Source organism: Streptomyces triticirhizae (assembly GCF_003696235.1).
Lineage (GTDB): Bacteria > Actinomycetota > Actinomycetes > Streptomycetales > Streptomycetaceae > Streptomyces > Streptomyces triticirhizae.
The window spans coordinates 1-23,770 of sequence record NZ_RFFJ01000092.1; the positions used below are offsets into that span (position 1 = coordinate 1).

Annotated in this window: 25 protein-coding genes and 1 pseudogene; 14 read left to right on the top strand and 12 right to left on the bottom strand. The window is 74.2% G+C overall.

Features of this window, described 5'->3' with window-relative positions:
• Positions 1–557: 557 nt before the first annotated feature.
• Positions 558–2,000: a replicative DNA helicase gene (dnaB, locus tag EBN88_RS16880; RefSeq protein ID WP_122184719.1), complete on the top strand. Its 1,443-nt coding sequence runs from the start codon at positions 558–560 to the stop codon at positions 1,998–2,000.
• Between the two features lie 108 nt (positions 2,001–2,108).
• On the opposite strand, the gene EBN88_RS16885 is transcribed toward dnaB, so the two are convergent.
• On the bottom strand, positions 2,109–3,242 hold the full coding sequence (locus tag EBN88_RS16885; RefSeq protein WP_233580741.1) for an FAD-dependent oxidoreductase: 1,134 nt from the start codon (positions 3,240–3,242) through the stop codon (positions 2,109–2,111).
• 89 nt (positions 3,243–3,331) lie between these two features.
• Between EBN88_RS16885 and EBN88_RS16890 the strand changes: the two genes are divergently transcribed.
• Positions 3,332–4,012 carry a TetR/AcrR family transcriptional regulator gene (locus tag EBN88_RS16890; protein ID WP_122184720.1) on the top strand — a complete coding sequence of 227 codons (681 nt, stop codon included), beginning with the start codon at positions 3,332–3,334 and terminating at the stop codon, positions 4,010–4,012.
• A gap of 74 nt (positions 4,013–4,086) precedes the next feature.
• Here EBN88_RS16890 and EBN88_RS16895 read toward each other — a convergent pair whose 3' ends face one another.
• Positions 4,087–4,440 carry a YybH family protein gene (locus EBN88_RS16895; RefSeq protein ID WP_199742396.1) on the bottom strand — a complete coding sequence of 118 codons (354 nt, stop codon included), beginning with the start codon at positions 4,438–4,440 and terminating at the stop codon, positions 4,087–4,089.
• Positions 4,441–4,502: 62 nt separating this feature from the next.
• Between EBN88_RS16895 and EBN88_RS16900 the strand changes: the two genes are divergently transcribed.
• Complete coding sequence (locus EBN88_RS16900; RefSeq protein ID WP_122184721.1) at positions 4,503–5,498, top strand: helix-turn-helix transcriptional regulator; 996 nt, start codon at positions 4,503–4,505, stop codon at positions 5,496–5,498.
• 22 nt (positions 5,499–5,520) lie between these two features.
• Here EBN88_RS16900 and EBN88_RS16905 read toward each other — a convergent pair whose 3' ends face one another.
• Complete coding sequence (locus EBN88_RS16905) at positions 5,521–6,489, bottom strand: GNAT family N-acetyltransferase (RefSeq protein WP_122184722.1); 969 nt, start codon at positions 6,487–6,489, stop codon at positions 5,521–5,523.
• A 98-nt stretch (positions 6,490–6,587) separates the two neighbouring features.
• On the bottom strand, positions 6,588–7,277 hold the full coding sequence (gene def, locus EBN88_RS16910; protein ID WP_122184723.1) for a peptide deformylase: 690 nt from the start codon (positions 7,275–7,277) through the stop codon (positions 6,588–6,590).
• A gap of 68 nt (positions 7,278–7,345) precedes the next feature.
• On the opposite strand from def, the gene EBN88_RS16915 reads away from it, so the two are divergent.
• Both EBN88_RS16915 and EBN88_RS16920 read left to right on the top strand, forming a co-directional pair.
• Positions 7,346–8,005 (top strand): winged helix-turn-helix domain-containing protein, encoded by a 660-nt coding sequence (locus EBN88_RS16915; protein WP_122184724.1) that lies wholly within the window; start codon positions 7,346–7,348, stop codon positions 8,003–8,005.
• A gap of 262 nt (positions 8,006–8,267) precedes the next feature.
• Positions 8,268–8,681 (top strand): phosphotransferase, encoded by a 414-nt coding sequence (locus EBN88_RS16920; RefSeq protein ID WP_407703421.1) that lies wholly within the window; start codon positions 8,268–8,270, stop codon positions 8,679–8,681.
• A gap of 32 nt (positions 8,682–8,713) precedes the next feature.
• On the opposite strand, the gene pdxR is transcribed toward EBN88_RS16920, so the two are convergent.
• Entirely contained in the window at positions 8,714–10,198 is a 1,485-nt protein-coding gene (pdxR, locus tag EBN88_RS16925; RefSeq protein WP_122184726.1) for a MocR-like pyridoxine biosynthesis transcription factor PdxR, read from the bottom strand.
• Between the two features lie 29 nt (positions 10,199–10,227).
• Between pdxR and EBN88_RS16930 the strand changes: the two genes are divergently transcribed.
• Positions 10,228–11,130, top strand: a complete 903-nt coding sequence (locus EBN88_RS16930) for a class I SAM-dependent methyltransferase (protein WP_122184727.1) — start codon at positions 10,228–10,230, stop codon at positions 11,128–11,130.
• 36 nt (positions 11,131–11,166) lie between these two features.
• On the opposite strand, the gene EBN88_RS16935 is transcribed toward EBN88_RS16930, so the two are convergent.
• Positions 11,167–11,748: a TetR/AcrR family transcriptional regulator gene (locus EBN88_RS16935; RefSeq protein WP_122184728.1), complete on the bottom strand. Its 582-nt coding sequence runs from the start codon at positions 11,746–11,748 to the stop codon at positions 11,167–11,169.
• 102 nt (positions 11,749–11,850) lie between these two features.
• Between EBN88_RS16935 and EBN88_RS16940 the strand changes: the two genes are divergently transcribed.
• The 3 genes and pseudogenes from EBN88_RS16940 to EBN88_RS32740 all read left to right on the top strand — a co-directional run.
• Complete coding sequence (locus EBN88_RS16940; protein WP_122184729.1) at positions 11,851–12,717, top strand: SCO6745 family protein; 867 nt, start codon at positions 11,851–11,853, stop codon at positions 12,715–12,717.
• Between the two features lie 84 nt (positions 12,718–12,801).
• Positions 12,802–14,013 (top strand): bifunctional glutamate N-acetyltransferase/amino-acid acetyltransferase ArgJ, encoded by a 1,212-nt coding sequence (argJ, locus tag EBN88_RS16945; RefSeq protein WP_122184730.1) that lies wholly within the window; start codon positions 12,802–12,804, stop codon positions 14,011–14,013.
• A 75-nt stretch (positions 14,014–14,088) separates the two neighbouring features.
• Positions 14,089–14,301 (top strand): annotated as a pseudogene (locus EBN88_RS32740) (phosphotransferase); the annotation flags it as partial.
• Positions 14,302–14,346: 45 nt separating this feature from the next.
• Here EBN88_RS32740 and EBN88_RS16955 read toward each other — a convergent pair.
• Entirely contained in the window at positions 14,347–14,760 is a 414-nt protein-coding gene (locus tag EBN88_RS16955) for a VOC family protein (protein ID WP_122184740.1), read from the bottom strand.
• A gap of 27 nt (positions 14,761–14,787) precedes the next feature.
• On the opposite strand from EBN88_RS16955, the gene EBN88_RS16960 reads away from it, so the two are divergent.
• Positions 14,788–15,483, top strand: coding sequence for a helix-turn-helix transcriptional regulator (locus EBN88_RS16960; protein ID WP_122184741.1), 696 nt, complete (start codon positions 14,788–14,790; stop codon positions 15,481–15,483).
• A gap of 36 nt (positions 15,484–15,519) precedes the next feature.
• On the opposite strand, the gene EBN88_RS16965 is transcribed toward EBN88_RS16960, so the two are convergent.
• Positions 15,520–15,912, bottom strand: coding sequence for a VOC family protein (locus EBN88_RS16965; protein WP_122184731.1), 393 nt, complete (start codon positions 15,910–15,912; stop codon positions 15,520–15,522).
• Between the two features lie 145 nt (positions 15,913–16,057).
• The gene (locus tag EBN88_RS16970) at positions 16,058–16,513 is read right to left on the bottom strand and encodes a MarR family winged helix-turn-helix transcriptional regulator (protein ID WP_122184742.1); all 456 of its coding nucleotides are present in this window, start codon (positions 16,511–16,513) and stop codon (positions 16,058–16,060) included.
• Between the two features lie 154 nt (positions 16,514–16,667).
• Between EBN88_RS16970 and EBN88_RS16975 the strand changes: the two genes are divergently transcribed.
• Positions 16,668–17,900: an MFS transporter gene (locus EBN88_RS16975; protein WP_122184732.1), complete on the top strand. Its 1,233-nt coding sequence runs from the start codon at positions 16,668–16,670 to the stop codon at positions 17,898–17,900.
• A gap of 37 nt (positions 17,901–17,937) precedes the next feature.
• Here EBN88_RS16975 and EBN88_RS16980 read toward each other — a convergent pair whose 3' ends face one another.
• Both EBN88_RS16980 and EBN88_RS16985 read right to left on the bottom strand, forming a co-directional pair.
• A complete protein-coding gene (locus tag EBN88_RS16980) occupies positions 17,938–18,822 on the bottom strand; it encodes a GNAT family N-acetyltransferase (RefSeq protein ID WP_122184733.1) in 885 nt (294 codons plus the stop codon).
• Complete coding sequence (locus EBN88_RS16985) at positions 18,819–19,388, bottom strand: DUF2269 domain-containing protein (RefSeq protein ID WP_233580742.1); 570 nt, start codon at positions 19,386–19,388, stop codon at positions 18,819–18,821. Before EBN88_RS16985 ends, EBN88_RS16980 begins: the two co-directional genes overlap by 4 nt.
• Before the next feature lie 122 nt (positions 19,389–19,510).
• On the opposite strand from EBN88_RS16985, the gene EBN88_RS16990 reads away from it, so the two are divergent.
• Entirely contained in the window at positions 19,511–20,983 is a 1,473-nt protein-coding gene (locus EBN88_RS16990; RefSeq protein ID WP_122184734.1) for a serine hydrolase domain-containing protein, read from the top strand.
• Positions 20,984–21,024: 41 nt separating this feature from the next.
• On the opposite strand, the gene EBN88_RS16995 is transcribed toward EBN88_RS16990, so the two are convergent.
• Entirely contained in the window at positions 21,025–21,474 is a 450-nt protein-coding gene (locus tag EBN88_RS16995; protein WP_122184735.1) for a GNAT family N-acetyltransferase, read from the bottom strand.
• A gap of 226 nt (positions 21,475–21,700) precedes the next feature.
• Between EBN88_RS16995 and EBN88_RS17000 the strand changes: the two genes are divergently transcribed.
• Together EBN88_RS17000 and EBN88_RS17005 are read left to right on the top strand one after the other, a co-directional pair.
• Entirely contained in the window at positions 21,701–22,921 is a 1,221-nt protein-coding gene (locus EBN88_RS17000) for a globin domain-containing protein (protein ID WP_122184736.1), read from the top strand.
• Between the two features lie 80 nt (positions 22,922–23,001).
• On the top strand, positions 23,002–23,770 hold a 769-nt coding region (locus EBN88_RS17005), incomplete at its 3' end, for a pyridoxamine 5'-phosphate oxidase family protein (protein ID WP_122184737.1).

Here is a 23,770-nt window from a genome sequence, read left to right on the forward strand (position 1 = left end):
CGGTCGCGGCGCGGCGCGTCGGCCCCGGTCGGCCGCTCGCGCGGCGGCTCGCCCGACGACCGCTCGCCGCGTGCGGGCGTGGGCGAGCCGCCCGCCCCGCTGGTGGATGACATGGCTCGATCCAAACATCCACAGGTAATGGATGCAAGAGTCCACGGACCCTTACCTTCGCTCGTGTGTCCGGGGGTGCGGTGTGATGGTCGGTGCGACTTTCCGCAAAGTTGACGGCCGTTGCTACCCGTTCCGCATCCCCGGTGACCCTCCGGGAAAAGCGCAGGTCACGACGGGTTTCTTGGCGGAGGGCTCGGGGAGGCGCGGGGAGTCGTCCCCAGGTGGTCCACAGGAGAGGGAAGGTTATCCACAGGGTCTGATCTGAAATCCACATAGCCTGTGGATAACTCGGGTTGGTCCTCCGCGATCCGGGCCTTACCGTAGGTCCGCCCGGCCCGGTTCCGGCGCCGGCCGAGCCCGCTCGCGCCGCCCGCCCCACGGACTGTCAGTGCCGTGCCGTAGACATGGACGTGGGCGCGACGCCCTGGCCGGGAGGAGGCGGGACGATGGCGGATCTGGAGCACGCGGGTGCCGCGTGGGACGAGGTCGGCATGGACGACCAGCTCTCCGTCTCCCGCCCCCGCAGGAGCGTGGACGAGGAGCCTCCGGACGAGCGCGCCGCCTTCGAGCGGCTGCCCCCGCAGGACCCGGCGGCCGAACAGTCCGTGCTCGGCGGGATGTTGCTCTCCAAGGACGCCATCGCCGACGTCGTCGAGGTGCTGCGCGGCCGGGACTTCTACAAGCCGGCGCACGAGACGATCTACGAGGCCATCCTCGACCTCTACGCCAAGGGCGAGCCGGCCGACCCGATCACCGTCTCCGACGCGCTCTCCAAGCGCGGCGAGTTGGCCAAGGTCGGCGGCGCCGGCTATGTGCACTCGCTGGTGCAGACGGTGCCGACGGCGGCCAACGCCGAGTACTACGCGGAGATCGTCCACGACCGCGCCGTGCTGCGCCGCCTGGTGCAGGCGGGCACCCGCATCACCCAGATGGGATACGCGGCCGACGGGGACGTCGACGACATCGTCAACTCGGCGCAGGCGGAGATCTACCAGGTCACCGAGCAGCGCACCGCCGAGGACTACCTCCCGCTGAGCGAGATCATGGAGGGCGCGCTCGACGAGATCGAGGCGATCAGCAACCGCAGCGGCGAGATGACCGGGGTGCCCACCGGCTTCACCGACCTGGACTCGCTGACCAACGGCCTGCACCCGGGCCAGATGATCGTCATCGCCGCCCGCCCCGCGATGGGCAAGTCGACGCTGGCGTTGGACTTCGCGCGCAGCTGCTCGATCAAGCACAAGATGCCGAGCGTGATCTTCTCGCTGGAGATGGGGCGCAACGAGATCGCGATGCGGCTGCTCTCCGCCGAGGCCAGGGTCGCGCTCCACCACATGCGCTCCGGCAGCATGACCGACGAGGACTGGAACCGCCTGGCCCGCCAGATGGCCGAGGTCAACGAGGCCCCGCTCTACATCGACGACTCCCCCAACCTCTCGATGATGGAGATCAGGGCCAAGTGCCGGCGGCTGAAGCAGCGGAACGACCTCCAGCTGGTCGTGATCGACTACCTCCAGCTGATGCAGACCGGCGGCAGCCGCCGGCCCGAGAGCCGACAGCAGGAGGTCTCCGAGATGTCGCGGAACCTCAAGCTGCTGGCCAAGGAGTTGGAGGTGCCGGTGGTGGCGCTCTCCCAGCTGAACCGGGGGCCCGAGCAGCGCACCGACAAGAAGCCGATGGTCTCCGACCTTCGTGAGTCGGGTTCGATCGAGCAGGATGCCGACATGGTCATCCTGTTGCACCGGGAGGACGCCTACGAGAAGGAGTCCCCCCGCGCGGGCGAGGCCGACCTGATCGTCGCGAAGCACAGGAACGGCCCCACGGCCACCATCACGGTCGCCTTCCAGGGCCACTACTCCCGCTTCGTCAACATGGAGGGCGGCTTCTGAGGCGGGCGGGGACGCCGGGCCGTTCGTTCGTCGTCGGCGCCGCCCGGCCGGGGGCGCCGCTCAGCCGGGGTGCCGCTCAGCCGGGGTGCCGCCCGGCCGGGGTGCCGCTCAGCCGGGTTGGAAGAACGCGAGCATCCGCTGGGCGGCGTCCGGCGCCATCAGCAGTTCCTGGAGGTCCGTGGACATCCGGGCGGCGGCGCTGGTGCGTTCGAACATCTCGCGTTCGTACTCCGCGACGGCGGCGGGGACGTCGTCCGGGTGCGCGGCCAGGGCGAGGCCGAGCGCGGCGCCGTCGAGCAGCGCCATGTTGGCGCCCTCCCCGACCGGCGGCATGAGGTGCGCGGCGTCGCCGAGCAGCGTGACATCCGGCCTCGAAGGCCAGGTCAGGCCGACCGGAAGCGTGCTGATCGACCGGGGCACGACCGTGTCGTCGCAGGCCGCGACCAGCGCGGTGATCCGTGGGTCCCAGCCGGAGAGCAGTTCGATCAGCCGCGCCCGGGCGGCGGGCGGGTCGTCGAACGGTATGCCGCTGGTCGCGAACCAGTCCTCGCCCGTGTGGGAGAAGCTGATGCCGATGCGCACGCGGCCGTCCCCGTTCCGCTGCGCGCCCAGGGATATCCCGTCGCCGAGCACCCAGTAGGTGCCGCGCCCCACCATCGCCGCGAGGTCGGGGTGCGTCGCGTCGATGTCGGGAATGCCGATCTCGACGACGTTCTGGCCGATGTGCCTCGGGCGGACGTCGGTGAGCAGCGCGCGGACCCGGGAGTTCGCGCCGTCAGCGCCGACCAGCAGGTCGTAGGGCGCGCTGCCGCCGTCGGCGAAGCGCAGCCGGCCGTGCTCCGCCGACGTGAACGCGTGCCCCCAGCGGACCGTGCCATCGGGGAGGGAGTCCAGCAGCAGGTCGCGCAGGTCGGCGCGGTCGACCTCCGGCCGGTCCAGCGGGGCGTCGTCCGGGGTGTCCTCCTGGAGCAGCTGGGTGCCGTCCGGTTGGAGAAGGCGCATGTCCTGGCCCTCCCCACGGGCGATCGCGAGGAACTCGTCGATCAACCCCGCCTCGCGCAGCGCGCGTTGGCCGGAGTGGATGTCGAGCGTCCCGCCCTGGCCGCGCGCGTCGCGTGATGCCTCGCGCTCGTACACCACGGAGTCCACGCCGTTCACGTGCAGCACCCGGGCGAGAGCCAGGCCGCCGAGGCCGGCTCCGACGATGGCGATGGACGTGTTCATGGACGTGTGCGTGGTCATGATCGCCTCCCCTAGCATCCTCCTGATACGCCGTACTGGACGATACACCGTATCGGGACGAGGCGGTGTACTCGTGTAGGGTCGGCGCCATGGTGGTGTGGGAGAGGCCGGAGCCGCCGGAACGGCCCGTGCCGGCCCCGTTGAGCCGGGACCGGATCGTGCGGGCGGCGGTCCAACTGGCCGACGCGGACGGCCTGGACGCGGTGTCCCTGCGCAAGGTCGCCGCCGCGCTGGACGTCCGTCCGATGCGGCTGTACGGGTATATCGCCAGCAAGGAGGAGCTGCTCGACCTCATGGTCGACGCCGTCCACGCCGAGATCCGGCCGGCCGGGGACGGCTGGCGGGAGGCGCTGCGGTCGCTGGCCGAGGCGGTGCGGCGCGCCGCTCACCGGCACGAGTGGCTCGCCGACCTCCTGGGCGGCCGACCCCAACTCGGGCCGCGGGCGCTGGCCAGCGGCGAGGCCGTGGTGGCCGCGCTGGACGGGATCGACGTGGACGACGTCATGCCGGTGGTCGCTGCGGTCAACGCGTACGCGATCGGCGCGGTGCGCCGGGAGATCGCCGAGCGGCGCGCCGAGCGGGCCACCGGGATGGACGAGCGGCGCTGGCAGGCGGAACTCGGGCCCTATCTGGAGCGGACCCTCGCCACCGGACGGTTCCCCGCGCTGGCGACGGTGGTGCGCGACGCCGCCCACCGGGACGCCGACGAGACCTTCCGAATCGGCCTCGACCTCCTCCTCGACGGCATCGAGGCCCGCTTCGCGGGGTGACGCGCGGCTGTGCGGGTCCGGCCGAAGGCCCGGGCGGGGGCCGGGAGTTCCGGCCCCCGCCACCGCCCGCGCCGCTACGGCACGAGGGTCGGCTGGTCGGCCGCCCACAGCCAGGAGCCGTCCGGCTGGCGGCGGGCGATCTCGACGGTCACGTCGCCGTTGGTCAGCGTGGCGGAGGTCAGCGCCAGGTCGCCGCACACCAGCGCCGGGTGCTGCCGGCCCGGTGAGAGAACGGGCGCTGCCGCCACGAACTGCTCGTAGACCGCGCGGATCTGGTCATGTCCGGTCGCGAGGTTGCCCGGTGGGAACGCCAGCACGGCGTTCGGCTCGTACAGCGCCACCAGCCCCTCGACGTCGCCCGCGTTGGCGCGCTCGATGAAGAACCTGCCCAGGTCGTTCGGCTCGGTGGCCACCTTCTTGTTGGTCATGTGGGCAAGCCTGCCCGGGGATACGCGACACCCTGTGTCGTGTATGCCGATAGGGTTCTCGGATGCGCGCCGACCGGTTGGTATCGCTGGTGCTGCTGCTGCGGCAGCACGGTCGGCTCTCGGCGTCCACGTTGGCCCGGGAGTTGGAGGTCTCCACCCGCACCGTGCTGCGCGACATCGAGGCGCTGTCGGCGGCCGGCGTTCCCGTCTACGCGGAGCGCGGCCGGCATGGCGGGTTCGCGTTGTTGCCGGGCTTCCAGACCGAGTTGACCGGGCTCAATCACGACGAGGCGCTCGCCCTGCTGGTCGTCGGATCGCGGCGCGGCGCGCAGGCGTTCGGGCTCGGCGCGGCGCTCGCCTCGGCCATGCGCAAGGTGGTCGACGCGCTGCCCGATGGCCATCGGGCCAGGGCGGCCGGCGCGGCCCAGCGGCTGCTCGTCGACCCGGAGACCGACCTCCTCTCGCGCCGGCTGGTCGCCGAGGAGATGCCCGACGCGGTGGTGGCCGAGGTCCGGCGCGCGGTGTTCGCCGGCCATCGGCTGCGCATCCACTACGCGGCCGTGGGCCAGGCCGCGCGGTGGCGCACGGTGGACCCGATCGGGCTGGTCACGGCGGGCGGCCATGTCTATCTGCTGGCTACGCGGTCCGGCGAGGACCGCACCTACCGGCTCTCCCGCGTCCTGGCGGCCGAGGAACTCGCCGAACCGGCTGAGCGACCGGAGTTGGTCGATCTCGACCGGGCCTGGCGCGAGCGCGGGGCGCGGTTCCGGACCGGCGGCGACACGGTCACCGTGCTGGCCCGGGTGGACCCGGCGCGGCGGGAGGAACTGGCCCGCACCGCGCTCGCCCTCCGCGTCGAGGGGGACGAGGGCGCCGGAGGGGAGAGCGCCGGGGACGGCTGGCTACGGCTGGAGGCGACGTTCCAGGACGCGCGGCACGCCGAGTGGGCGCTGTGGCAACTCGCCACGGGAGCCGAGGCGTTGAGCCCACGGTGGCTGCGCGAGTCCCTGCGCGACCGCGCCGCCGCCGTCGCCGCCCGCTACGGCGGGTCGCCCTGAGCCCTGGCCGGCCGCGCGGTCCTCAGCGTGCGGTTCCGGCCTTGACGCGTGGCGCGTCCCAGGCGAGCTTCCGGAAGCCGACGCCGTAGTACAGCTCGCGCGCCTCGGGATGCCCGGGCGCGCCGAGGCAGGCGACCGTCATGTGGCGGGCGCCGGCGTCGCGGGCCAGCCGCATCCCGTGCGGCAGCATCGCCCGTGCCAGCCCCCGACGTCGGTAGTCCGGATGCGTTCCGACCGGCTCGAACTCGGCCGTGGCGTTGGCCTCGTCGAGCCACATGATCGTCGAGGAGGCCATCGTCCCGTCCGGCGCCTCCACCAGAACGTGCAGGTCACCACGGTAGGGAGGCGTCTGCCTGACGCCCAGGTAGCTCTCGGCCGTGTAGGGCGAGGGCGCCCAGGCGTCCAGATGGGCCCGGACGGCCGCCTCGGGGCCGGCCTCGTCGGCGGTGCGGAACCGGAACCCGTCCGGCAGCGCCGGCCGTTCGACGTCGTCGAGGGTCCGCTCGTTGAGCTGGGTCCAGGAACCCCGGTCGCCGAGCGCGGCGGCGTCGGGCTCGTAGCCGTGTGCCGCCCAGCGCTCCAGGGCGAACGCGTCGGCGGCGCTGGGGAGGACCGTGCGCGTGACGTTCCCCGCCGTGGCGTTCTCCACCGTGGCGTCGAACCAGTCGATCACCTCGTCGACCAGCGCGGCGTGGTCGGGGTGGACCTGGTAGGCGAGATAGGCGCCGGTGACCTCGCGCACCGAGCCGTCGCTCAGCCGCACGTCGCGGGGCAGGTGGGCCCACCCCCAGGCGACCAACTCCCCGCCGGAGAACCACAGTCGCCGCCGCCAGCTCGCCCCGGCGCTCGCGTGGCCCCTGCCCCAGTTCCAGGCCAGCCCGCCGTAGGAGGCGTCGCTGTTCACCAGGTCGGGACGGACGGCGGTGACGCGCTGTGCCAGTTCCTGCATGAGCCGCACATCGGCGGCGCTGATCTGCTCGGGCTCGGCCATGGTGCGCCACTGTGTCAGGGACCGGCCGGGGCGTCGAACGGTTTCGGGGCCGCCGCCCGCGACGGTCCGGTGGCGGTCGGACGGCGGTCTGGTGACGGTCAGCGGCTCGGCGGCCGGTGGCCCAGCTGGCCGGCCCTGGCCACGCGGCGGTCGAGGACCTCCTCGCGGCGCTCCGCCATCTGCCGCAGCGCCTTCGCGCGGTCCCGGCGGCAGAGCCGGTCGAGGTAGGTGTGCCCGAGCAGGTGGTCGCACTCGTGCTGGAGGCAGCGCGCGAAGTAGCCCGTCCCCTCGATGACCAGCGGCTCGCCGTCCCGGTCGAAGCCGCGCACCGTGGCCCGGTCGGTGCGGGGCGTCTCCATGGCCGCGCCGGGCACGGAGAGGCAGCCCTCGTAGTCGTCGACGAGGCGCCGCTCACCCGGATCGGGCAGCTCCAGAACGGGGTTGACGAGGTGGCCGACATGCCGGACCCCGTCGTCGTCGGGGCAGTCGTACACGAAGACCCGCAGGTCGACGCCGACCTGGTTGGCGGCGAGGCCGGCGCCCTCGGCGACGTACATGGTCAGGAACAGGTCGTCGACCAGCGCCGCCAGCTCCGGCGTTCCGAACTCGGTCACGGCGCGGCACGGCCGGGCCAGCACCTCCTCGCCGACCTCCGTCACCCGGCGGACGGCGCCCCGTTCCGCCTCGGGGGCGAGGGCGGGGAAGTGGTCCACGGGGCGCCCGGCCACCAGGACGCGCGGGGAGAGGGAACGGGGCCGCCCGGAGGACGGCTCGTGACGAACGGGCATGGGGCTGGCTTCCCTTCGGCCGGGACGATGACTTGCGGAGTTCTTTGCAAAGTAGCAGACTTTGCAAAGTGACTGAAGAGGACGTCAACGCGCCGGACGAGCAGGGCGTGCCGGACGCGCCGGGCGTGCCCGGCGCCGAGGGGTTGCGGGAACACGAGGTGCGCACGGCCCTGTTGGCGCTGCTCGCCGAGGTCGGCACCGTCACGGCGACGGAGGCCGCGTCCCGACTGGGGCACAGCTCCGGGCTCTGTTCGTTCCATCTGCGGCAGCTCGCGCGCCACGGGCTGATCGAGGAGGCGCCGCGACGAGGGGGCCGGGCCCGCCCCTGGCGGCTGGTCGCACCCGGCTCAGGCGCCGCGCCCGAGGGGGCGTCGGAGGCGGAGTTCGGCGCGCTGGCCAGGGGGTTGGAGGACGAGAGCTGGCGGCGGTGGCTGGACCAACGGGACGCCGCGCCGCCCGAGTGGCGCCGCGACGAGGCGTTCAGCGCCGTCGCCTACCTGACGCCCGAGGAGATGCGGCGGGTCGCCGGGGCGATCCGGCGCGCCCTCGATCCCTACCGCGACCGCGAGCAGCGGCCCCTGGCCCGCCCCGGGGACGCCCGGCCGGTGGCCGTCATCAGCCGGCTCTTCCCGCTCCTGCCGCAGGGGCCGGCGGAGTCGGCGGAGCCGGAGGGGCCGGCGGAGTCTGGGGAGCCGGGAGATTCTGGGGATTTCGGGGAGCCGGGGTAGTCCGGGGGCTCTGGGCGGTTCGGGGTGGTCGGGGCGCGAAGGTGACCGGGGCTGAACGGAGTTGACCGGCGTCGATCGCGCGGTGAGGATCGCGCGGTGAGCGCGACATCGCGGCGGTGGGCCCCGGTCGAGCGGCTGGACGGCGTCCGGCTGCTCGGGGCACGCAACGAACGGGCCGACTCGGCTCGCCGGGCGCCCGGATGTTCCCGGGGTCGCCTCGCACCTCCTCGCCGACGGCCCCGGGTACTGCCTGCACGGGCCGCTGCGCGAACACGGGGCGCGCGCCGCCGCGCTGGAGCGGTGGGTGCGCGCCGTCGGGGCGGAGTTCCCGCCCCGGCTGGCCGGCGACGACGCGGTGCACCAGGACTTCCACCCCGGCAACCTGCTGGCCGTCGACGGGACGGTCACCGGGGTGATCGACCGGGACGGCGCGGCGCGTGGCGACCGCCGCCTCGACCTGGTCACCCTCCGGTTCGGCGTCGAGGGAACGGGCGCCGACCCGGGCGTGGTGGCGCGGCTCGACGCCGTGCTCGACGGGATGCCCGAGGAGGTCCTGCGGCCGGCCTGGGCGCACATGAGCCTGCGCATGGTGGACTGGGCGATCCGTCACTTCGCCCCCGGCGAGGTCTTCCGGTGGCTTGACCTGGCGGAACGGCGGATGGACGGGCCGGCCTGACCCTGCGGTGGCGAGGCGCGCCGCCGGCCGGGTCAGCCGGCCTCGCGCAGCGCGCGGCCGACCACCGCGACGCCCTCCGCGATCGCGCTCGGCGCGCTGGCGGCGTAGCCGAGGACCAGCCCGGGCGGGCCAGGCCGCTGGCGGTGCCAGCCGAGCGGCTGGGTGCGCACCCCGAGGGCCAGCGCGCGGGCGGCCAGCGCGGTGTCGTCCAGGCCGGCGGGCAGGGTGACCGTGAGATGGAGCCCGGCGGCCGCGCCGTGCACCACGGCGCGCGGCAGGTGCGCGCGGAGCGCGGCGATCATGGCGTCGCGCCGGGTGCGGTGGCGGCGGCGCACCAGCCGCAGGTGGCGCTCCATTTCCCCGGACTCCATCAGCCGTGCGAGGACGAGTTGGGGGAGCACGGCGTTGCCGAGGTCGGCGAACCGCTTGGCCTCCACGAGCGCCTCGTGCCAGCGCGGCGGCGCGACCAGCCAGCCGACGCGGAGCGCCGGGGAGAGGATCTTGGAGACGCTGCCGAAGTAGCAGACGTGTTCGGCGGCCATCGACCGGATCGCGGCGACCGGCGGACGGTCGTAGCGGTGCTCGGCGTCGTAGTCGTCCTCGACGATCAGACCGTTCCGCTCCCTGGCCCAGGCCACCAGCTCGCGGCGGCGGCGGCCCGACAGCACCGTCCCGGTCGGGAACTGGTGCGCCGGGGTGAGCAGCACCGCCCGCGCCTGGCCGGCCGTCAACTCGGCGACGCGGGCGCCCTCCTCGTCAACGGTCAGCGGCGGCGTCGCCAGCCCGTTGTGCTGGAAGTGCTGGCGCGCGCCCAGCGAACCCGGGTCCTCGACGGCGATCTCGCCGAGCCCCTCGCGGCGCAGCAGGGGGCCGAGCAGGCTCATCGACTGGGCGGTGCCGGCGACGATCAGGACCTCGTCGGGGTGGACCAGGACGCCCCGGTTGCGGGCGAGCCAGGTGGCGACCGCGCGGCGCAGGGCCGGGGTGCCCCGGGGGTCGCCGTAGCCGAGGTCGGCGGCCGGCAGGTCGGTGAGCAGGGCGCGTTCGGTGCGCAGCCAGGCGGCGCGGGGGAAGGCGGCGAGGTCCGGCAGCCCGGGCGAGAGGTCGATCCGGGCGGGGGCGGCGCGCAGCGCGTCAAAGACGTCCGCCCGGGGCGCCCCGTCGAACGGGTCTGCTGTTGACGGAGGTTGAACGGTTTCGACGCTCGACGTTCGAACGGGGGCGGCCACCACGACCGTTCCGTTGCGGCGTTGACCGGCGACCTGTCCCTCGTCCATCAGCCGGCGGTAGGCCGCCGTCACCACGCCCCGCGAGACCCGCAGCTCGGCGGCGAGCGTGCGGGTGGCCGGGAGCCGGCCGCCCACCGGGAGCAGGCCGTCCGCGATCGCCCGCCGCAGCTGGCCGGCGAGCCACTCGGCCCGGCCGCCGGCCGGGGCCCGCCCCATGTCCAGCTGGAGGAAGTCCGAGCCCAGGGGCTCTTTGGACTCCTCGGAACCATGATCTTTGGACCTGTTCATGGAGCCATAGTGCCCGCCAGGCTGGACCCATGGACACGTTCACTCCCTCGACCCCGAAAACCGCGACCCCGACCCCGACCACCGCGACTCCCGGGCCCGGCTCCGCCGCCCCCGGCTACATCCACGGCTACTCGGAGCGCGAGGCCGTCCGGCTGGGCGACCAGGCCGACGCCCTGGCGGATCTGCTGCACTCCGGGACCCGTTACCCCGCCGGCAGCAGGGTGTTGGAGATCGGCTGCGGGGTCGGCGCGCAGACCGTGCATCTGGTGCGGCGCAGCCCGGGGGCGCGGCTGGTCGCCGTGGACCGGTCGGCGGAGTCGTTGGCGGCCGCGCGGGCGCGCGTCGCCGAGTGTGCGCCGGGGGCGCTCGTCGAGTGGCGACAGGCCGATCTCTTCGATCTTCCCTTCGCCGAAGGCGAGTTCGACCACGTTTTTGTCTGCTTCGTTCTGGAGCATCTTTCGGACCCGGTCGCGGGACTCGAACGGCTGCGCGGGGTGCTGCGGCCGGGCGGCTCTCTCACGGTGATCGAGGGCGACCACGGCTCGGCGTTCTTCCACCCGGACAGCGCGCTGGCGCGGGCGGCCATCGACTGCCAGACGCGGCTCCAGCGCGCGGCCGGCGGGGACGCGCTGCTGGGGCGGCGCCTGCTGCCGCTGCTCGACGGCGCCGGGTTCGAGGGGGCGAACGTCCGGCCGTGCACGGTCTGGGCGGACCGGACCAGGCCGGAGCTGATGACCGGGTTCACGCGGGACACCTTCATCCCGGTGATCGAGTCGGTCCGCGCCGAGGCGCTCGCCGCCGGGCTCGCCGGCCCGGCGGACTGGGACCGGGGGATCGAGGAGCTGCGGCGCACGGCGGTCGGCGAGGGCGCCTTCCACTACACGTTCTTCAAGGCCGTCGCCCACAACCCGGCCGGGACGACGGCCCGTTGACGCCGTTCGGCGTGGCGCGGCCCGGACCGGTCCGGCTCACCCCGGTGCGTCGGTCCCCTCGCCCGGCGCCAGGCGCAGCAGGGGGTGGTGCGAGACGGCGTGGAACACCTCGCGCGGGTCGAGTCCCTCCAGCGTCGGCAGGTTGCCGGTGAGCAGCAGGGTGGCCAGCCCGTGGGCCAGGGACCAGGCGGCGAGCGTGCCCACCTCGGGTTCGTGCGCCTCCCTGGCGGCGACCCCACGGGCCAGCCGTTCCCTGGTGGCGGCCCTGGCCGCCGCCAGTTCGGCGTCGTCCCCGTCGAGCAGTTCGGGGCGGAACATCACCTGGAAGTGCGCCGGGTGCGCGAGGGCGAAGGCGACATAGCGCCCGCCGAGATCGCGCAGGTCGGTGGCCCGGTCCAGCTCGTCCGCGAGCCGGCGGTACCCGTCGACCGCGATGACGGTCAGCAGCCCGGCGCGGTCGCCGAAGTGGTGGGCGGGCGCCGCGTGGGAGACCCCGGCGCGGCGGGCCAGGGCGCGCAGGCTGACGGCGTTGGGCCCTTCGGACGCGATGACCTCCAGCGCCTCGGCGACCAGGGCGCGCCGCAGATCGCCGTGGTGGTAGGGGCGTTGGCTGCTCATGGGGACACCCTAAGGGGAGTTCCACGGATCTGGACATTGACAAGTTGAGGTCGGGTGGCGCAGTCTTGTCACTGTCAAGATTCGGGCGTGGAAGGTGGACCGATGGCCGAGGAACTCAAGAGCGTCCGACGGATGTGGCATCTGCTGGAGCCGCTGCACGCCGTGCTCTACTACGCGCCCGAGGCGACGGAGGAGCTGGGCACCCTGGGGTACCAGGTCGAGGAGCGCTGGCCGGCCTACTTCGCCTGCCGCACCGCCCCGTTGGGCCCGCTCGGCCCCGGCCCGATCGCCGCCGCCTTCTACAGCTTCGCCCCGGCGATGGTGCGCCGGCACACGGCCGGGCTGTGGTCCACGACGGACCCGGAGGCCGTGCTGGCCGCCCGGCTGCGGGTGGTCGACCGGTTCTACCGCCGGCTCCTGGGCGAACGGATCGCCGCCCCCGAACTGGCCGAGGCGGCCGAGCTGGCGCGGAGCGCCGCGCTGGCGGCCGACTGCGCGGGTCGTCCCCTGGCGGCGGCCAACGCCGCGCTGCCCTGGCCGGACGAGCCGCATCTCCGGCTCTGGCAGGCGGCGTTGGTGCTGCGGGAGCACCGGGGCGACGGCCATCTGGCGGCGCTGCTGGTCGCGGGGCTGGACCCGGTCGAGTCGCTGGTGTCCTTCGCCGCGATCGGCGCGGCCTCGGAGAAGACCTTCGCCAGCCGGGGCTGGGGCGCGGCCGAGTGGGGCGCGGCCAGGGAACGGCTGACCGCCCGGGGGCTGCTGGGCCCGGACGGCTCGGCGAGCGAGGAGGGGCGGGCCCTGCGTGCCCGGGTGGAACGGGAGACCGACGCCCTGGCCGCCGCGCCCTGGGAGGCGCTGGGCGCGGAACGGACGGCTCGACTCGCCGATCTGCTGGGCGAGTTCTGGGTCGCGGTGCTGGGCTCCGGGCTGCTGCCCAGGGAGAACACCCTCGGGATCGGCCGGGTCTGAGCCGTCGGGCCGGCGCGGCCCGGCGCGGGCGACGCCCGCTATGGGGGTGGACGGCCGCCCCGGACCCATGGAAATATATGTTGCATGACGAATAATGATGCGGACGGTCAGGGGGGCCAGGGCGGCGAGCCCACGGCCCAGGACATCGCGTGGCCGCAGGGCTTTGTCGCCCACGCCGGCCACGCGGGCGTGCGGCAGAGCGGGGACGACGTCTCGATCATCGCCTCCGAGCGACCGGCGGTCAGCGCGGCCGTCTTCACCCAGAGCCGCTTCGCCGGGCCGTCCGTGCTGGTCAGCCGCCGCCATGCGGCGAGCCAGCGGCTGCGCGCCATCGTCACGGTCGCCTCCAACGCCAATGTGGCCACCGGTGCCGAGGGCGAGCGGAACGCGGCCGAACTCGTCGGCCTGGTCGGACGGATGCTCGACATCCCCGCCGAGGAGGTGCTGATCAGCTCCACCGGCGTCATCGGCCGCCAGCTGCCCATGCCCCCGCTGCGCGAACACCTCGGCGCCGCGCGGGAGTTCGACGCCGGCCCGTTCGCGGTCGCCGGCGCCATGATGACCACCGACACCCACGCCAAGGTCAGCAGCCGCACGGTGGGCGGCGCCCGGATCGTCGGGGTGGCCAAGGGCGTCGGAATGATCGAGCCGGATATGGCCACCATGCTGGCCTATCTGGTGACCGACGCGGAGGTCGGCCCGATCGAGCTGGACAACGCGCTCCGCAGCGCGGTGGACCGCACCTTCAACTGCCTGAGCGTGGACACCGACACCTCCACCTCCGACACCGTGGCCCTGCTGGCCAACGGCGCCGCCGGGCCGGTCGACCCGGACGCGTTCGCCGAGGCGGTGCACGCCGTCTGCCTGGAGCTGACCGAGCAGCTGGCCAGGGACGGCGAGGGGGCCACCAAGCTGCTGCGGGTGGTGGTCGAGGGCGCGGCCAGCCCGGCCCAGGCGAAGCGGATCGCCAAGAGCGTCCTCAACTCGCCGCTGGTCAAGACGGCCGTCCATGGCGCCGACCCCAACTGGGGCCGGGTGGTGATGGCCGTCGGCAAGAACACCCAGCACCCCGAGGACCTGGCCATCACCCCGGAGAAGACCACGGTCCGCTTCGGCGCGATGGAGGTCTATCCCCGCGCGACCGAGGAGGAGCAGCTGGCCCGGCTGGTGGAGATCATGCGGCAGGACGAGGTCGAGATCGGCGTCACCCTGGGCCTGGGCGAGGACACCGCCACGGTCTTCGGCTGCGACCTCTCCGACGGCTATGTCCGCATCAACGCCGACTACACCACCTGAGCCCGACCGACGAGGCGCGCGTCGCCGTCCCCATGTTTCACGTGGAACATCGCCGGTTCGCCGGCGCCTGCGCCCATGGCGGGTAAACCGGTGGCCGGGACCCCGGGCGGCGGGGATACGGTGCGTGGCCATGGCCATCTCAGCCCGGCCCTGGCGGGCTGGCTGGGCGACTGGTTCGGGCGGCTGGCGAGGGAGCGGCCCGACGATCCCGGGGCGACGCTGATCCACGGCGACATCGCCGCCGGCAATCTCCTGCTCGCCGAGGACGGCGAGCTGACCGCGCTCCTCGACTGGGGCCCAACCCGCCAACCGCCTGTTGGAGTTGCTGCGCGTCTATGTCGAGGAGCTGCCCGAGCCCTGGGCCGGCTGGATGAGATCCCAGCGGTTGCCATAGCGGTCCACGAAGACCACGACCCGGCCGTAGCTCTCGGTCCTGGGCGGCTCCTCCAGGGTGACGCCGGCCGCCATGAGCCGGGCCAGGTCGGCGTCGAAGTCGTCGGTGTGGAGGAAGAAGCCGACCCGGCCGCCGGTCTGGTCCCCCACCCGCGCCCGCTGCCGTTCGCCGACGGCCCGGGCCAGCAGCAGGCCCGTCTCGGCCTCGGGGTCGGGGGCGACGACCACCCAGCGCTTCCCGTCCGGCGCCAGCAGCCGGTCCTCGCGCAGGGTCAGGCCCAACACTTCGGTGTAGTAGGCGATGGCCTCGTCGTACTCGGGCACCACCAGCGTCACAAGTCCCAGTCGGCGCATGGCGACAACCCTGCCATGCTGGGAGGCATGTACAGCGAACGGCCTGCCGAGGGGCTGCCGGGGGCGGTGCTCTGGCGGTTCCTGTCCCGCCCCGGGAGCGGCCCGGGCCGGGTGCTGCCCGACGGCTGCATGGACCTGATCCTGATCGGCGACCGTCTGGTGGTCGCCGGGCCCGACACCCGCGCCGTGGTCACCGACCGCTCGCGGGGGGAGCGCTGCGTGGGGCTGCGTTTCGCGCCGGGGCAGGCCCCCTCGGTGTTGGGCGTGCCGGCGAACGCGCTGGTGGACACCCGGGTGCCGCTGGCCGACGTCTGGCCGTCCCGCCTGGTGCGGGAGTTGACCGAACGCGTCGCCCTGGCCGAGCGCCCCGGCGCCGTGCTGACGGAGGTGGCGCTCGATCGGCTGCGCGAGGCGGAGCCGATCGACGAGGGCTGGCGGCCGGCGGCGGTGGCCGCGCTGCGCGCCGGGCGCACGGTCGCGGAGACGGCGCGCGGACTGGGGCTCAGCGAACGGCAGTTGCACCGCCGCAGCCTGGCCGCCTTCGGCTACAGCCCCAAGACCCTGACCCGGGTGCTGCGGATGCGGCGGGCGCTGGCGTCGGCCAGGGGCGGCGTCCCGCTGGCCCGGGTGGCGGCCGAGGTCGGCTACGCCGACCAGGCCCATCTGTCGCGGGAGTTCCGGGCGCTGGCGGGGGTGCCGGTCGGCCGGCTGCTGGCCGACTGACGGCGCCGGCCCGCGCTCGGCGCCGCCGGGCGCGGCTCAGTGCTGCCAGGCGAAGAGGTCGACGGAGTTGCCGTCCGGGTCCCGCACCATGGCGTACCGCTGCCCCCAGTAGGCGTCCCAAGGCTCCTTCTCTCCCGGGTGGCCGGCCGCCACCAGCTCCCGGTAGAGCGCGTCGACCTCCTTCGGGCTGTCGCAGAGGAAGGCCAGCGAGATCCGTGCGCCCTCGGTGGTGGGCTGGTAGTCGGGCGCGAAGGCGCGCACCGACTCCACGGTGTCCCAGGCGAGCCGAATCCCGCCGGGCAGTTCGGTCTCGACGTGCGGCTCGTGGGCGGCGTCCTCGGGAACGGTGATCCCCAGGCGGCGGTAGAACGCGAGCGAGGCCGCCAGATCGTCGGTGACCAGGCCGATCAGATTGATGCGCGGTGTCATGGCAGCAGCCTAGGAACGGCCTCGGCCACGGGTCTTGAACGAATCGGCCACGCCGCGACCGTGTCGTTGGCTCCGGGTTATCCACAGGCGGGGGCGAGTTGTCCACAGGCCCCGGAATCTGTGGACAACGGGACGGGGCCGGGCGTCACAGGGCCCGGACGGCGGCCACCAGCGGGGCCAGCTCGGGGCGGCGTTCGGCGGCGGCCAGCGCCTCGGCGAGGGCCTCCTCGTTGGTCGGCCGCGCCTGTTCCAGCAGCTCAAGCCCGGCCGGGGTGACGTCCGTGTAGATCCCGCGTCGGTCGGTCGGGCACAGATAGCGGGTGAGCAGGTCCCGGTCCTCCAGCCGGTTGACCAGCCGGGTCGTGGCGCTCTGGCTGAGCACCACGGCGTCGGCGAGCGCGGTCATCCTGAAGTGCCCGCCCTCGCCGTCGTGTTGGCCGCTGAGCACGTCGAGGACGGAGTACTCCCGCACGCTCAGCCCGTGGGCGTCCTGGAGGGCGCGCTCGATGTGCGCCTCGATGCGGTCGTGCAGCGCGGAGAGCGCGCACCAGCCCTGGGCGAGCCTCGGGGCCCCGGACGACCGTTCGTCCGCTCGTTCCATGACCGCCTCCCGCGCGCCGACCGGAACCACTGGTGTGACCAGGGTAACGCAGCGCGCGATAGTCAGCGTGTGCAATTATATTGCTCATGCTTATCAAGCGTCTGCAAATATTGTCTGCGCGGACAGCGGCCGCGCGCGGGAAGGGGAGGGCCTGATGCCGCTCGCTTTGCTGGCCCTGGCCATCGGGGCCTTCGGTATCGGCACCACCGAGTTCGCCGTCACCGGCCTGCTGCCCGGGATCGCCGACACCTACGACGTCTCGGTCGCCACCGCCGGCCTCACCGCCACCGGCTACGCCCTGGGCGTCCTGGTCGGCGCGCCGCTGACGGCGGTCGCCGGGGTGCGGGTGCCCAGGCGCCGGATGCTCGCGCTGATGATGGTCCTGTTCGTCGCGGGCAACGCGCTCTCCGCGCTGGCCCCCGGCTTCGCCGTGCTGCTGCTCGGGCGGGTCGTCGCCTCGCTCGCCCACGGCGCGTTCTTCGGCATCGGGTCCGTGGTGGCCGCCAGCCTGGTGGCGCCCGAACGGCGGGCCACGGCCATCGCGTTGATGTTCACCGGGCTGACCCTGGCCAATGTGGTCGGGGTGCCCGGCGCGACCCTGCTCGGCCAGTCGGCCGGCTGGCGGGTGGCCTTCGCGGCCATCGCCCTGCTGGGTGTGGTCGCGCTGGTCGGGGTGGTGACGCTGGTGCCCGCCGGCGCGGGTGACGCGCCCGCCGGCGCGCGGGGGGTCGGTCTGCGCCGGGAGATCGCCGCGTTCCGCGACCGGCAGGTGCTGCTGGCGATGGCGATGACCGTCTTCGGCTTCGGCGGGGTCTTCGCGGCGCTCACCTATGTGGCGCCGATGATGACCGAGGCCGCCGGCTACTCCGAGGGCGCCGTCACCTGGCTGCTGATGCTCTTCGGCGTCGGGCTGGTGGTGGGCAACCTGCTCGGCGGCCGGTACGCGGACCGCGCGCTGATGCCGCTGCTGCTGGTCTCGCTGCTCGGCCTCACCGGAATGCTCGCGCTCTTCACCCTGACCGCGCACGACCGGCTGGGTGCGGCGATCACCCTGTTCCTGATCGGAGGCTTTGGCTTCGCGACCGTTCCGCCGCTCCAGAAGCGCGTTCTCGACCGGGCCGCCGAGGCGCCCACCCTGGCCTCGGCGGTCAACATCGGCGCGTTCAACCTGGGCGCCGCGCTGGCCTCCTGGCTCGGCGGGCTGGTGCTCTCCGCCGGCGCCGGGCCGACCTGGCCCAGCATGGTGGGCGCGGGCCTGACGGCGTGCGCCCTGCTCCTCGCGCTGCTCGCCGCCCGCTGGGACGCCGCCGAGCGGCGGCGCGCGGCGCCCGAGGCGGCGGCCAGCCCGGCGGCGGTGGCCCGCCCGGTCGAGGGCACCCGGCGCTGAGCCGAGGGCGTGCGCCGAGTCGGGGCGGCGCGCGGCCTCAGCCGTGCGCCATCGAGAACGGCGCGAAGCGGCGTTCGAGGTCGCCCGGCGGTTGGGCCGCGCCATGGATCATCAGATCCGTGCGCGCGGCCTCGACCAGGCCGCGCTCGGCGAGCCAGGCGGCCAACTCCGGGTGCCAGTCCCCCACGTCGAACCGCGCCCGCGTCGGCGTGTCCAGCGCCAGCGGGATGAGGAGGGCCCTGGCCACGGCCGGGTCGTCGGCGACCAGCGGCCCGATCGAGGTGCTGGTGACGTTGGGCCAGGCCGCGCCGTAGCCGACCAGCCGGCCGCCCGGCTCCTCGGCGACCAGGAACCGGTCGGCGAACGACGGGAGCCTGGCGAGGAGTTCGGTCCGGTCGGCCCCGAAGGCCGGCCGGTCGTAGGCGAGGATCGCCGGCAGGTCGGCGGCGGTGGCCGGGCGCACCGTCACGCCGGCGGCCCCGGCCGCCTCGGGCGCCTCGGGCGGTGGGACGAAGGTGCCGCGCACCGTGGTGATCCCGCCCACCGCCTTGAACCCCAGCCGTTCGTAGAGTCCGCGCCCCTGGTCGGTCGCGGTGAGCAGCACCGGGGCGCCCGCCGCGTCCTCGATCACCCGGCGCATCATCCGCTGCCCGAGCCCCTGCCGCTGCCGTCGCGGGGCCACCAGCATCATGCCGACCGCGTGCCACTGGTCGGCGTAGGAGGTGCGGATCACAACGGCCACAAGACCGCCGGCCCGGTCGCCCGCCGGCGCGTCGATGCCGTAGCCGTGGCCCGAGGTGAGCAACAGGCGCCACCTGTGCTGCTCGCGCTCCCAGGCGTTCTCCTCGGCGAGGTCGAGGCAGGCGGTCAGGTCGGCCGGCGTGAGCTGCCGAATCGGCGGCAGGTCGTCGAGTGAGGTCACCGGCTCAGACTGGCCGAGGTCGGGACGGGCCGGCCACCGCTTTTCGGCGTGCTCCCCCCGCGCGTGGTGGTGCGCGCCGCGCGCAGACGGCGCCCGCGCCGGGTCAGGCCCCAGGGCTTGAGCACCGAGATCGCGGTGAGGAAGACATAGAGGCTCAACGAGACCAGCGGCGGCGCGATCAGCGAGGCCGGGTCGGCGACCGCGTCCCCGGCGGCCACGGCGCCGGCCGCCTCGTTCACCCCGGAGCGCAGCGCCAACAGCGAGGCGGTGGCGGCGCCCAGGCTCACCCAGAACTTGGTCCACACCCACCGGTGGCGGGCCAGCCCCCAGGGGGTGCCCAGCGAGAGCACCACCCCGGAGGCGAGCGTGAGCGCGACCAGCGGCGGCAGCGGCCAGTCGGTGAGGATCTTCATGGAACGGTAGGCCGCCTCCGCCGTCTCCTCGCTGCCGGCAGCGCCGGCGATGCCCAGCACCAGCAGGCACAGGGCGAGGCCGAGCCAGCCGACCGAGACGACGACATGGACGATGAGAACGGTGCGGCGCGCGGGCCGTGGGAGCTGTGCCATGCCAGCACGGTCCCGCCGGGCGGCCGTCCGCCGCGTCTGCCCGGGGAAGTAACCGGGCCTACTCGCCGCCGAGTAGGTCGCCGAGTAGCCGGTGCGGTACGGGTGCGGTAAGTGTGGGCGACATGACCACCGAGAACCCCCCGCCCGGCGCCGCCGCCCCCGCCCGTCCCCAGCCCTCCGCCGACCCGGGCGCGCCGCTCGCCGATCCCGGGGCGGCCTTCGCCGAGCTTCTGCCGGAGACGCGGCGGGAGTTGGCGCACCGGGTGGCGGCCTGTCAGGCGGAGGGGCGCGCCCCCGCGCTCGTCGCCACGGTGGTGCGCGCGGGGGCGCCCGTCTGGAACGGGGGCGCCGGCGAGCTTCCCGCCGGGGTCGGCCCGGAGCGGGTGCGGTTCCGCATCGGGTCGATCACCAAGACGCTGACCGCCGTCCTGGTGCTGCGGCTGCGCGACGAGGGGCTGCTCGACCTCGACCAGCCCGTCGCCCGCTGGCTGCCGGCGCCGCACGCCGGCTCCGCGACCGTCGCCCAACTGCTGTCCCACAGCGCCGGCCTGGCCGCCGAGGCGCGCGGCCCCTGGTGGGAGCGCACGCCAGGCGCCCTGCGCCCCGAGCTGGCGGACGTCTTCGGGCCCGAGCCCGACCTCCACCCGGCGGGGCGGCGCTTCCACTACTCCAACCCCGGCTACGCCCTGCTCGGCGCCCTCGTCGAACGGCTGCGCGGCGAGCCGTGGTTCGCCGTGCTGCGCCGCGAGGTGCTGGAGCCGCTGGGCATGGCGGACACCTCCTACGCGTCCGAGGAGCCGGCGGTGCGCGGCTGGGCCGTCCACCCGCACGCCGACCTGCGGCAGCCCGAGCCGGCCGTCGACACCGGCCGGATGGCACCGGCGGGCCAACTGTGGTCCACCACCCGGGACCTGGGCCGCTTCGCCGCCTTCCTCATCGACGGCGACGAGGCGGTGCTCGCGCCGGAGAGCCTCGCCGAGATGCGCGCCCCCGCCGCGCCGCCCGAGCCGAGCGACTGGCCGACGGTCTACGGGCTCGGCCTGCGACTGGCGCGCGAGGAGGGGCGGACGCTGGTCGGCCACGGCGGCTCGATGCCCGGCTTCCTCGCCGGGCTCTGGCTCGACCCCGAGCAGCGAACGGGCGTGGCCGCGCTGGCCAACGCCACCTCGGGCCCCGGAGTGCGCGCCCTCGCACGCGAGTTGCTCGCCACCCTGCGCCGGCGCGAGCCCACCTTCCCCGCGCCCTGGCGCCCCGCCGACGCGGCCGACGCCGAGACCCAGCGGGATCTGCTGCCGCTGACCGGGAGCTGGTTCTGGGGAACCCAGGGCTATGTGCTCGCGCTCGGCGCCCGGGGCGCGGTCTCGCTCCGGCCCGCCGGGCCGGGCGGCGGGCGCGGCTCGGCGTTCCGCAGGGTGGGCGAGGCCGAATGGGTCGGCCTGGACGGGTACTTCGCCGGCGAGCGGCTCGCCGTTCACCGGGACCGGGACGGCCGGGTCGGCCATCTCGACCTGGGCACCTTCGTGTTCACCCGGGAGCCCTACGAGCCGGGCGCGCCGGTGCCGGGCGGCGCCGACCCGGCCGGCTGGACGGGCTGAACAGGCTGGACGGGCTGAACGGGGGCGGGCCGCCCGGGCGTTCACAGCGGGAGCTTGAACCCCACATGGGTCGCCTCGAAGCCCAGCCGTTCGTAGAACCGGTGCGCGTCCGTGCGGCTGGCGTCCGAGGTCAGCTGGACCAGCGCGCACCCCTCCCGCCTGGCCAGCTCGACGGCCTCCCGGATCAGCCAGCTGCCGACGCCGGCGCCCCGCCGGTCCGAGCGCACCCGCACCGCCTCGATCAGCGCCCGGGACGCGCCCTGCCGGGACAGCCCGAAGAGGATGGCGAGTTGGAGCGAGCCCACCACCTCGCCGTTCTCCTTGGCGACCAGCAGCCGCTGGTTCGGGTCGTCGGCGAAGCGGGCGAACGCCGCGCGATAGGGGCCGAGTTCGGCCGGGTTCTCCCGGCCGGCGCCGAGGGTGTCGTCGGCCAGCATGGCGACGATTTCCGGCACATCAGCGGAAGTCGCGGGACGCAGAGAGATATCCATGGGGACAGCCTAGGAAAAGCCGCAGGAAGGGGGTGAACCCCCCACTTCAACTCGGGGCTTGTGTATCAGCCGTATAACGGTAAGGTCAGTCCCGCATCGGGGCGGGCAAGCCGTTCAGTTTATGAGGTCTGGGGGGCTCGCTGGCCGGTTTCCGGTTAACCGCTCCGCTTCCGGTGAACGGGCTGACACGCTGTGCGACCGGGAGTTGAGTGAGGCGAGGCAGGGCATGACCGCTATATCGGCCAACGAAGGTGCCACCGCGCGGCGCGAGACGGGGCGTGACGCCCAACCGTCACCCGACGCGCTGGCCGTCCGGCGCACGCTGGCGGAGATACGGCCGGTCGCCGACGAGGCGACCTCCTACTTCTACGCTCTGCTTTTCACTTACAATCCACATCTTCGCGACATGTTCCCCGCAGCTATGGACGCGCAACGCGACCGGCTATTCGGAGCGTTGCTCACGGCGGCGGAACATATCGACGACCAGGAAACACTGGTGCGCTATCTGCGGGATCTCGGCAGAGGCCACCGGAAATACGGCACCAGGTCAGATCAGTACCCGTTGGTCGGCGAGGCCCTGATGTACGCGCTGGAACGTTACGCCCCGCGCAGTTGGAACCCGGAGACCGAGGCGGCCTGGGTCCGCGCCTACACCCTGATGTCACAGACCATGATCGACGCCGCCGCCGAGGACGAGGCCGTCGCCCCGCCCTGGTGGGACGCCGAGATCGTCTCGCACGAGCGTCGCACGCACGACGTGGCCGTGGTCACCGTCCGCCCCGACCAGCCCTACGCCTACCGCGCCGGGCAGTACGCCAGCGTCGAGACGCCCTGGTGGCCCCGGGTCTGGCGGTCGTACTCGTTCGCCTCGTCGCCGCGCTCCGACGGGCTGTTGTCCTTCCATGTGAAGTCGGTCCCGGCCGGCTGGGTCTCCCGCTCGCTCGTGCACCGCGCCCGCCCCGGCGACGTGTTGCGGCTGGGCGCGCCCGCCGGCTCGATGACCCTGGACCACAGCTCGGACCGTGGCCTGCTCTGCCTCGGCGGCAGCACCGGCATCGCGCCCATCAAGGCGCTGGTCGAGGACGTCGCCGAGCACGGGCACCGCCGCCAGGTCGAGGTCTTCTTCGGCGCCAACCGCGACAACGAGCTGTACGACCTGGACTCCTTCCTGGACCTGGAGCGGCGCCACCCCTGGCTCGCCGTCAGACCCGTGGTCGCCGAGTACTCCTCCATCGGCCTGGAGGGGCAACTGCCCGAGGCCGTGCGACAGCTCGGGCCCTGGCGGGAGTTCGACGGCTATCTCTCCGGGCCGCCGCAGATGATCCGCAAGGGCGTGGACGCGTTGGTCTCCAGCGGCATCCCGGCCGAGCGGATCAGACACGACTTCGTGGGCTCGCTGGTCCCCGACCACACCGGCCCCGCCGCCTCGCACCCCCAAGGGATCTGAAGCGCCCCCGCCCGGGGCCTTCGAGGACGCCAACCCCCCACCACCACCGTCAACTTCGGCCACCTCAGAAAGTAAGCACCATGCCAGGGACTGCGGGAAACGGATGGCCGGCCGAGCTGGCCCAGCGCGCCGACCGTCCGGGGAGCGACGGCGAACACGCGCTCCAGACCCGGCTCGGCACGACGCAGCGTGCCGACCGCTTCTACCGTGACCAGGTGTTGGACCATCTCAACGAGCGGATGCGGGAGTTCGTCTCCGCCGCCGAGATGTTCTTCCTGGCCACCTCCGACCGGCACGGCGAGTGCGACAACACCTTCAGGGCCGGCCCGCCCGGCTTCCTCCAGGTGCTCGACGCCCGCACCCTGGCCTGGCCCGAGTACCGGGGCAACGGGGTGCACGCCTCGCTGGGCAACCTCGCCGAGAACCCGCACGCCGGGCTGCTCCTGCTGGACTTCGAGCGGGCGCGGATCGGGCTGCACGTCAACGGCCGGGCGCGGATGGCCGACGACGCCGAACTCCGCGCGCGGCACCCCTGGCTGCCGGTCGACTCGGTGCCGGGGCGGCGCACGGACATCTGGGTGCGCCTGGAGGTGGAGGAGGCGTACATCCACTGTGCCAAGCACATCCCGCACCTGGTGAAGGCCCCGAAGCGGAGCGCGCGCGACTGGGGCACCGACGACGCGCGGCGCAAGGGCGGCGACTTCTTCGGCGCGGCGCGGGAGGCGCAGCTGCGCCGGACCAGGGAGCTGCACCAGCTGGACCCGCCGCCCCCGCTGCCGGTCCGCACGCCCGCGGCGACCGCGCCGCCCGTCGTCGGCCCGCCGCCGCCGGACGCGGCGGAGTGGCGCG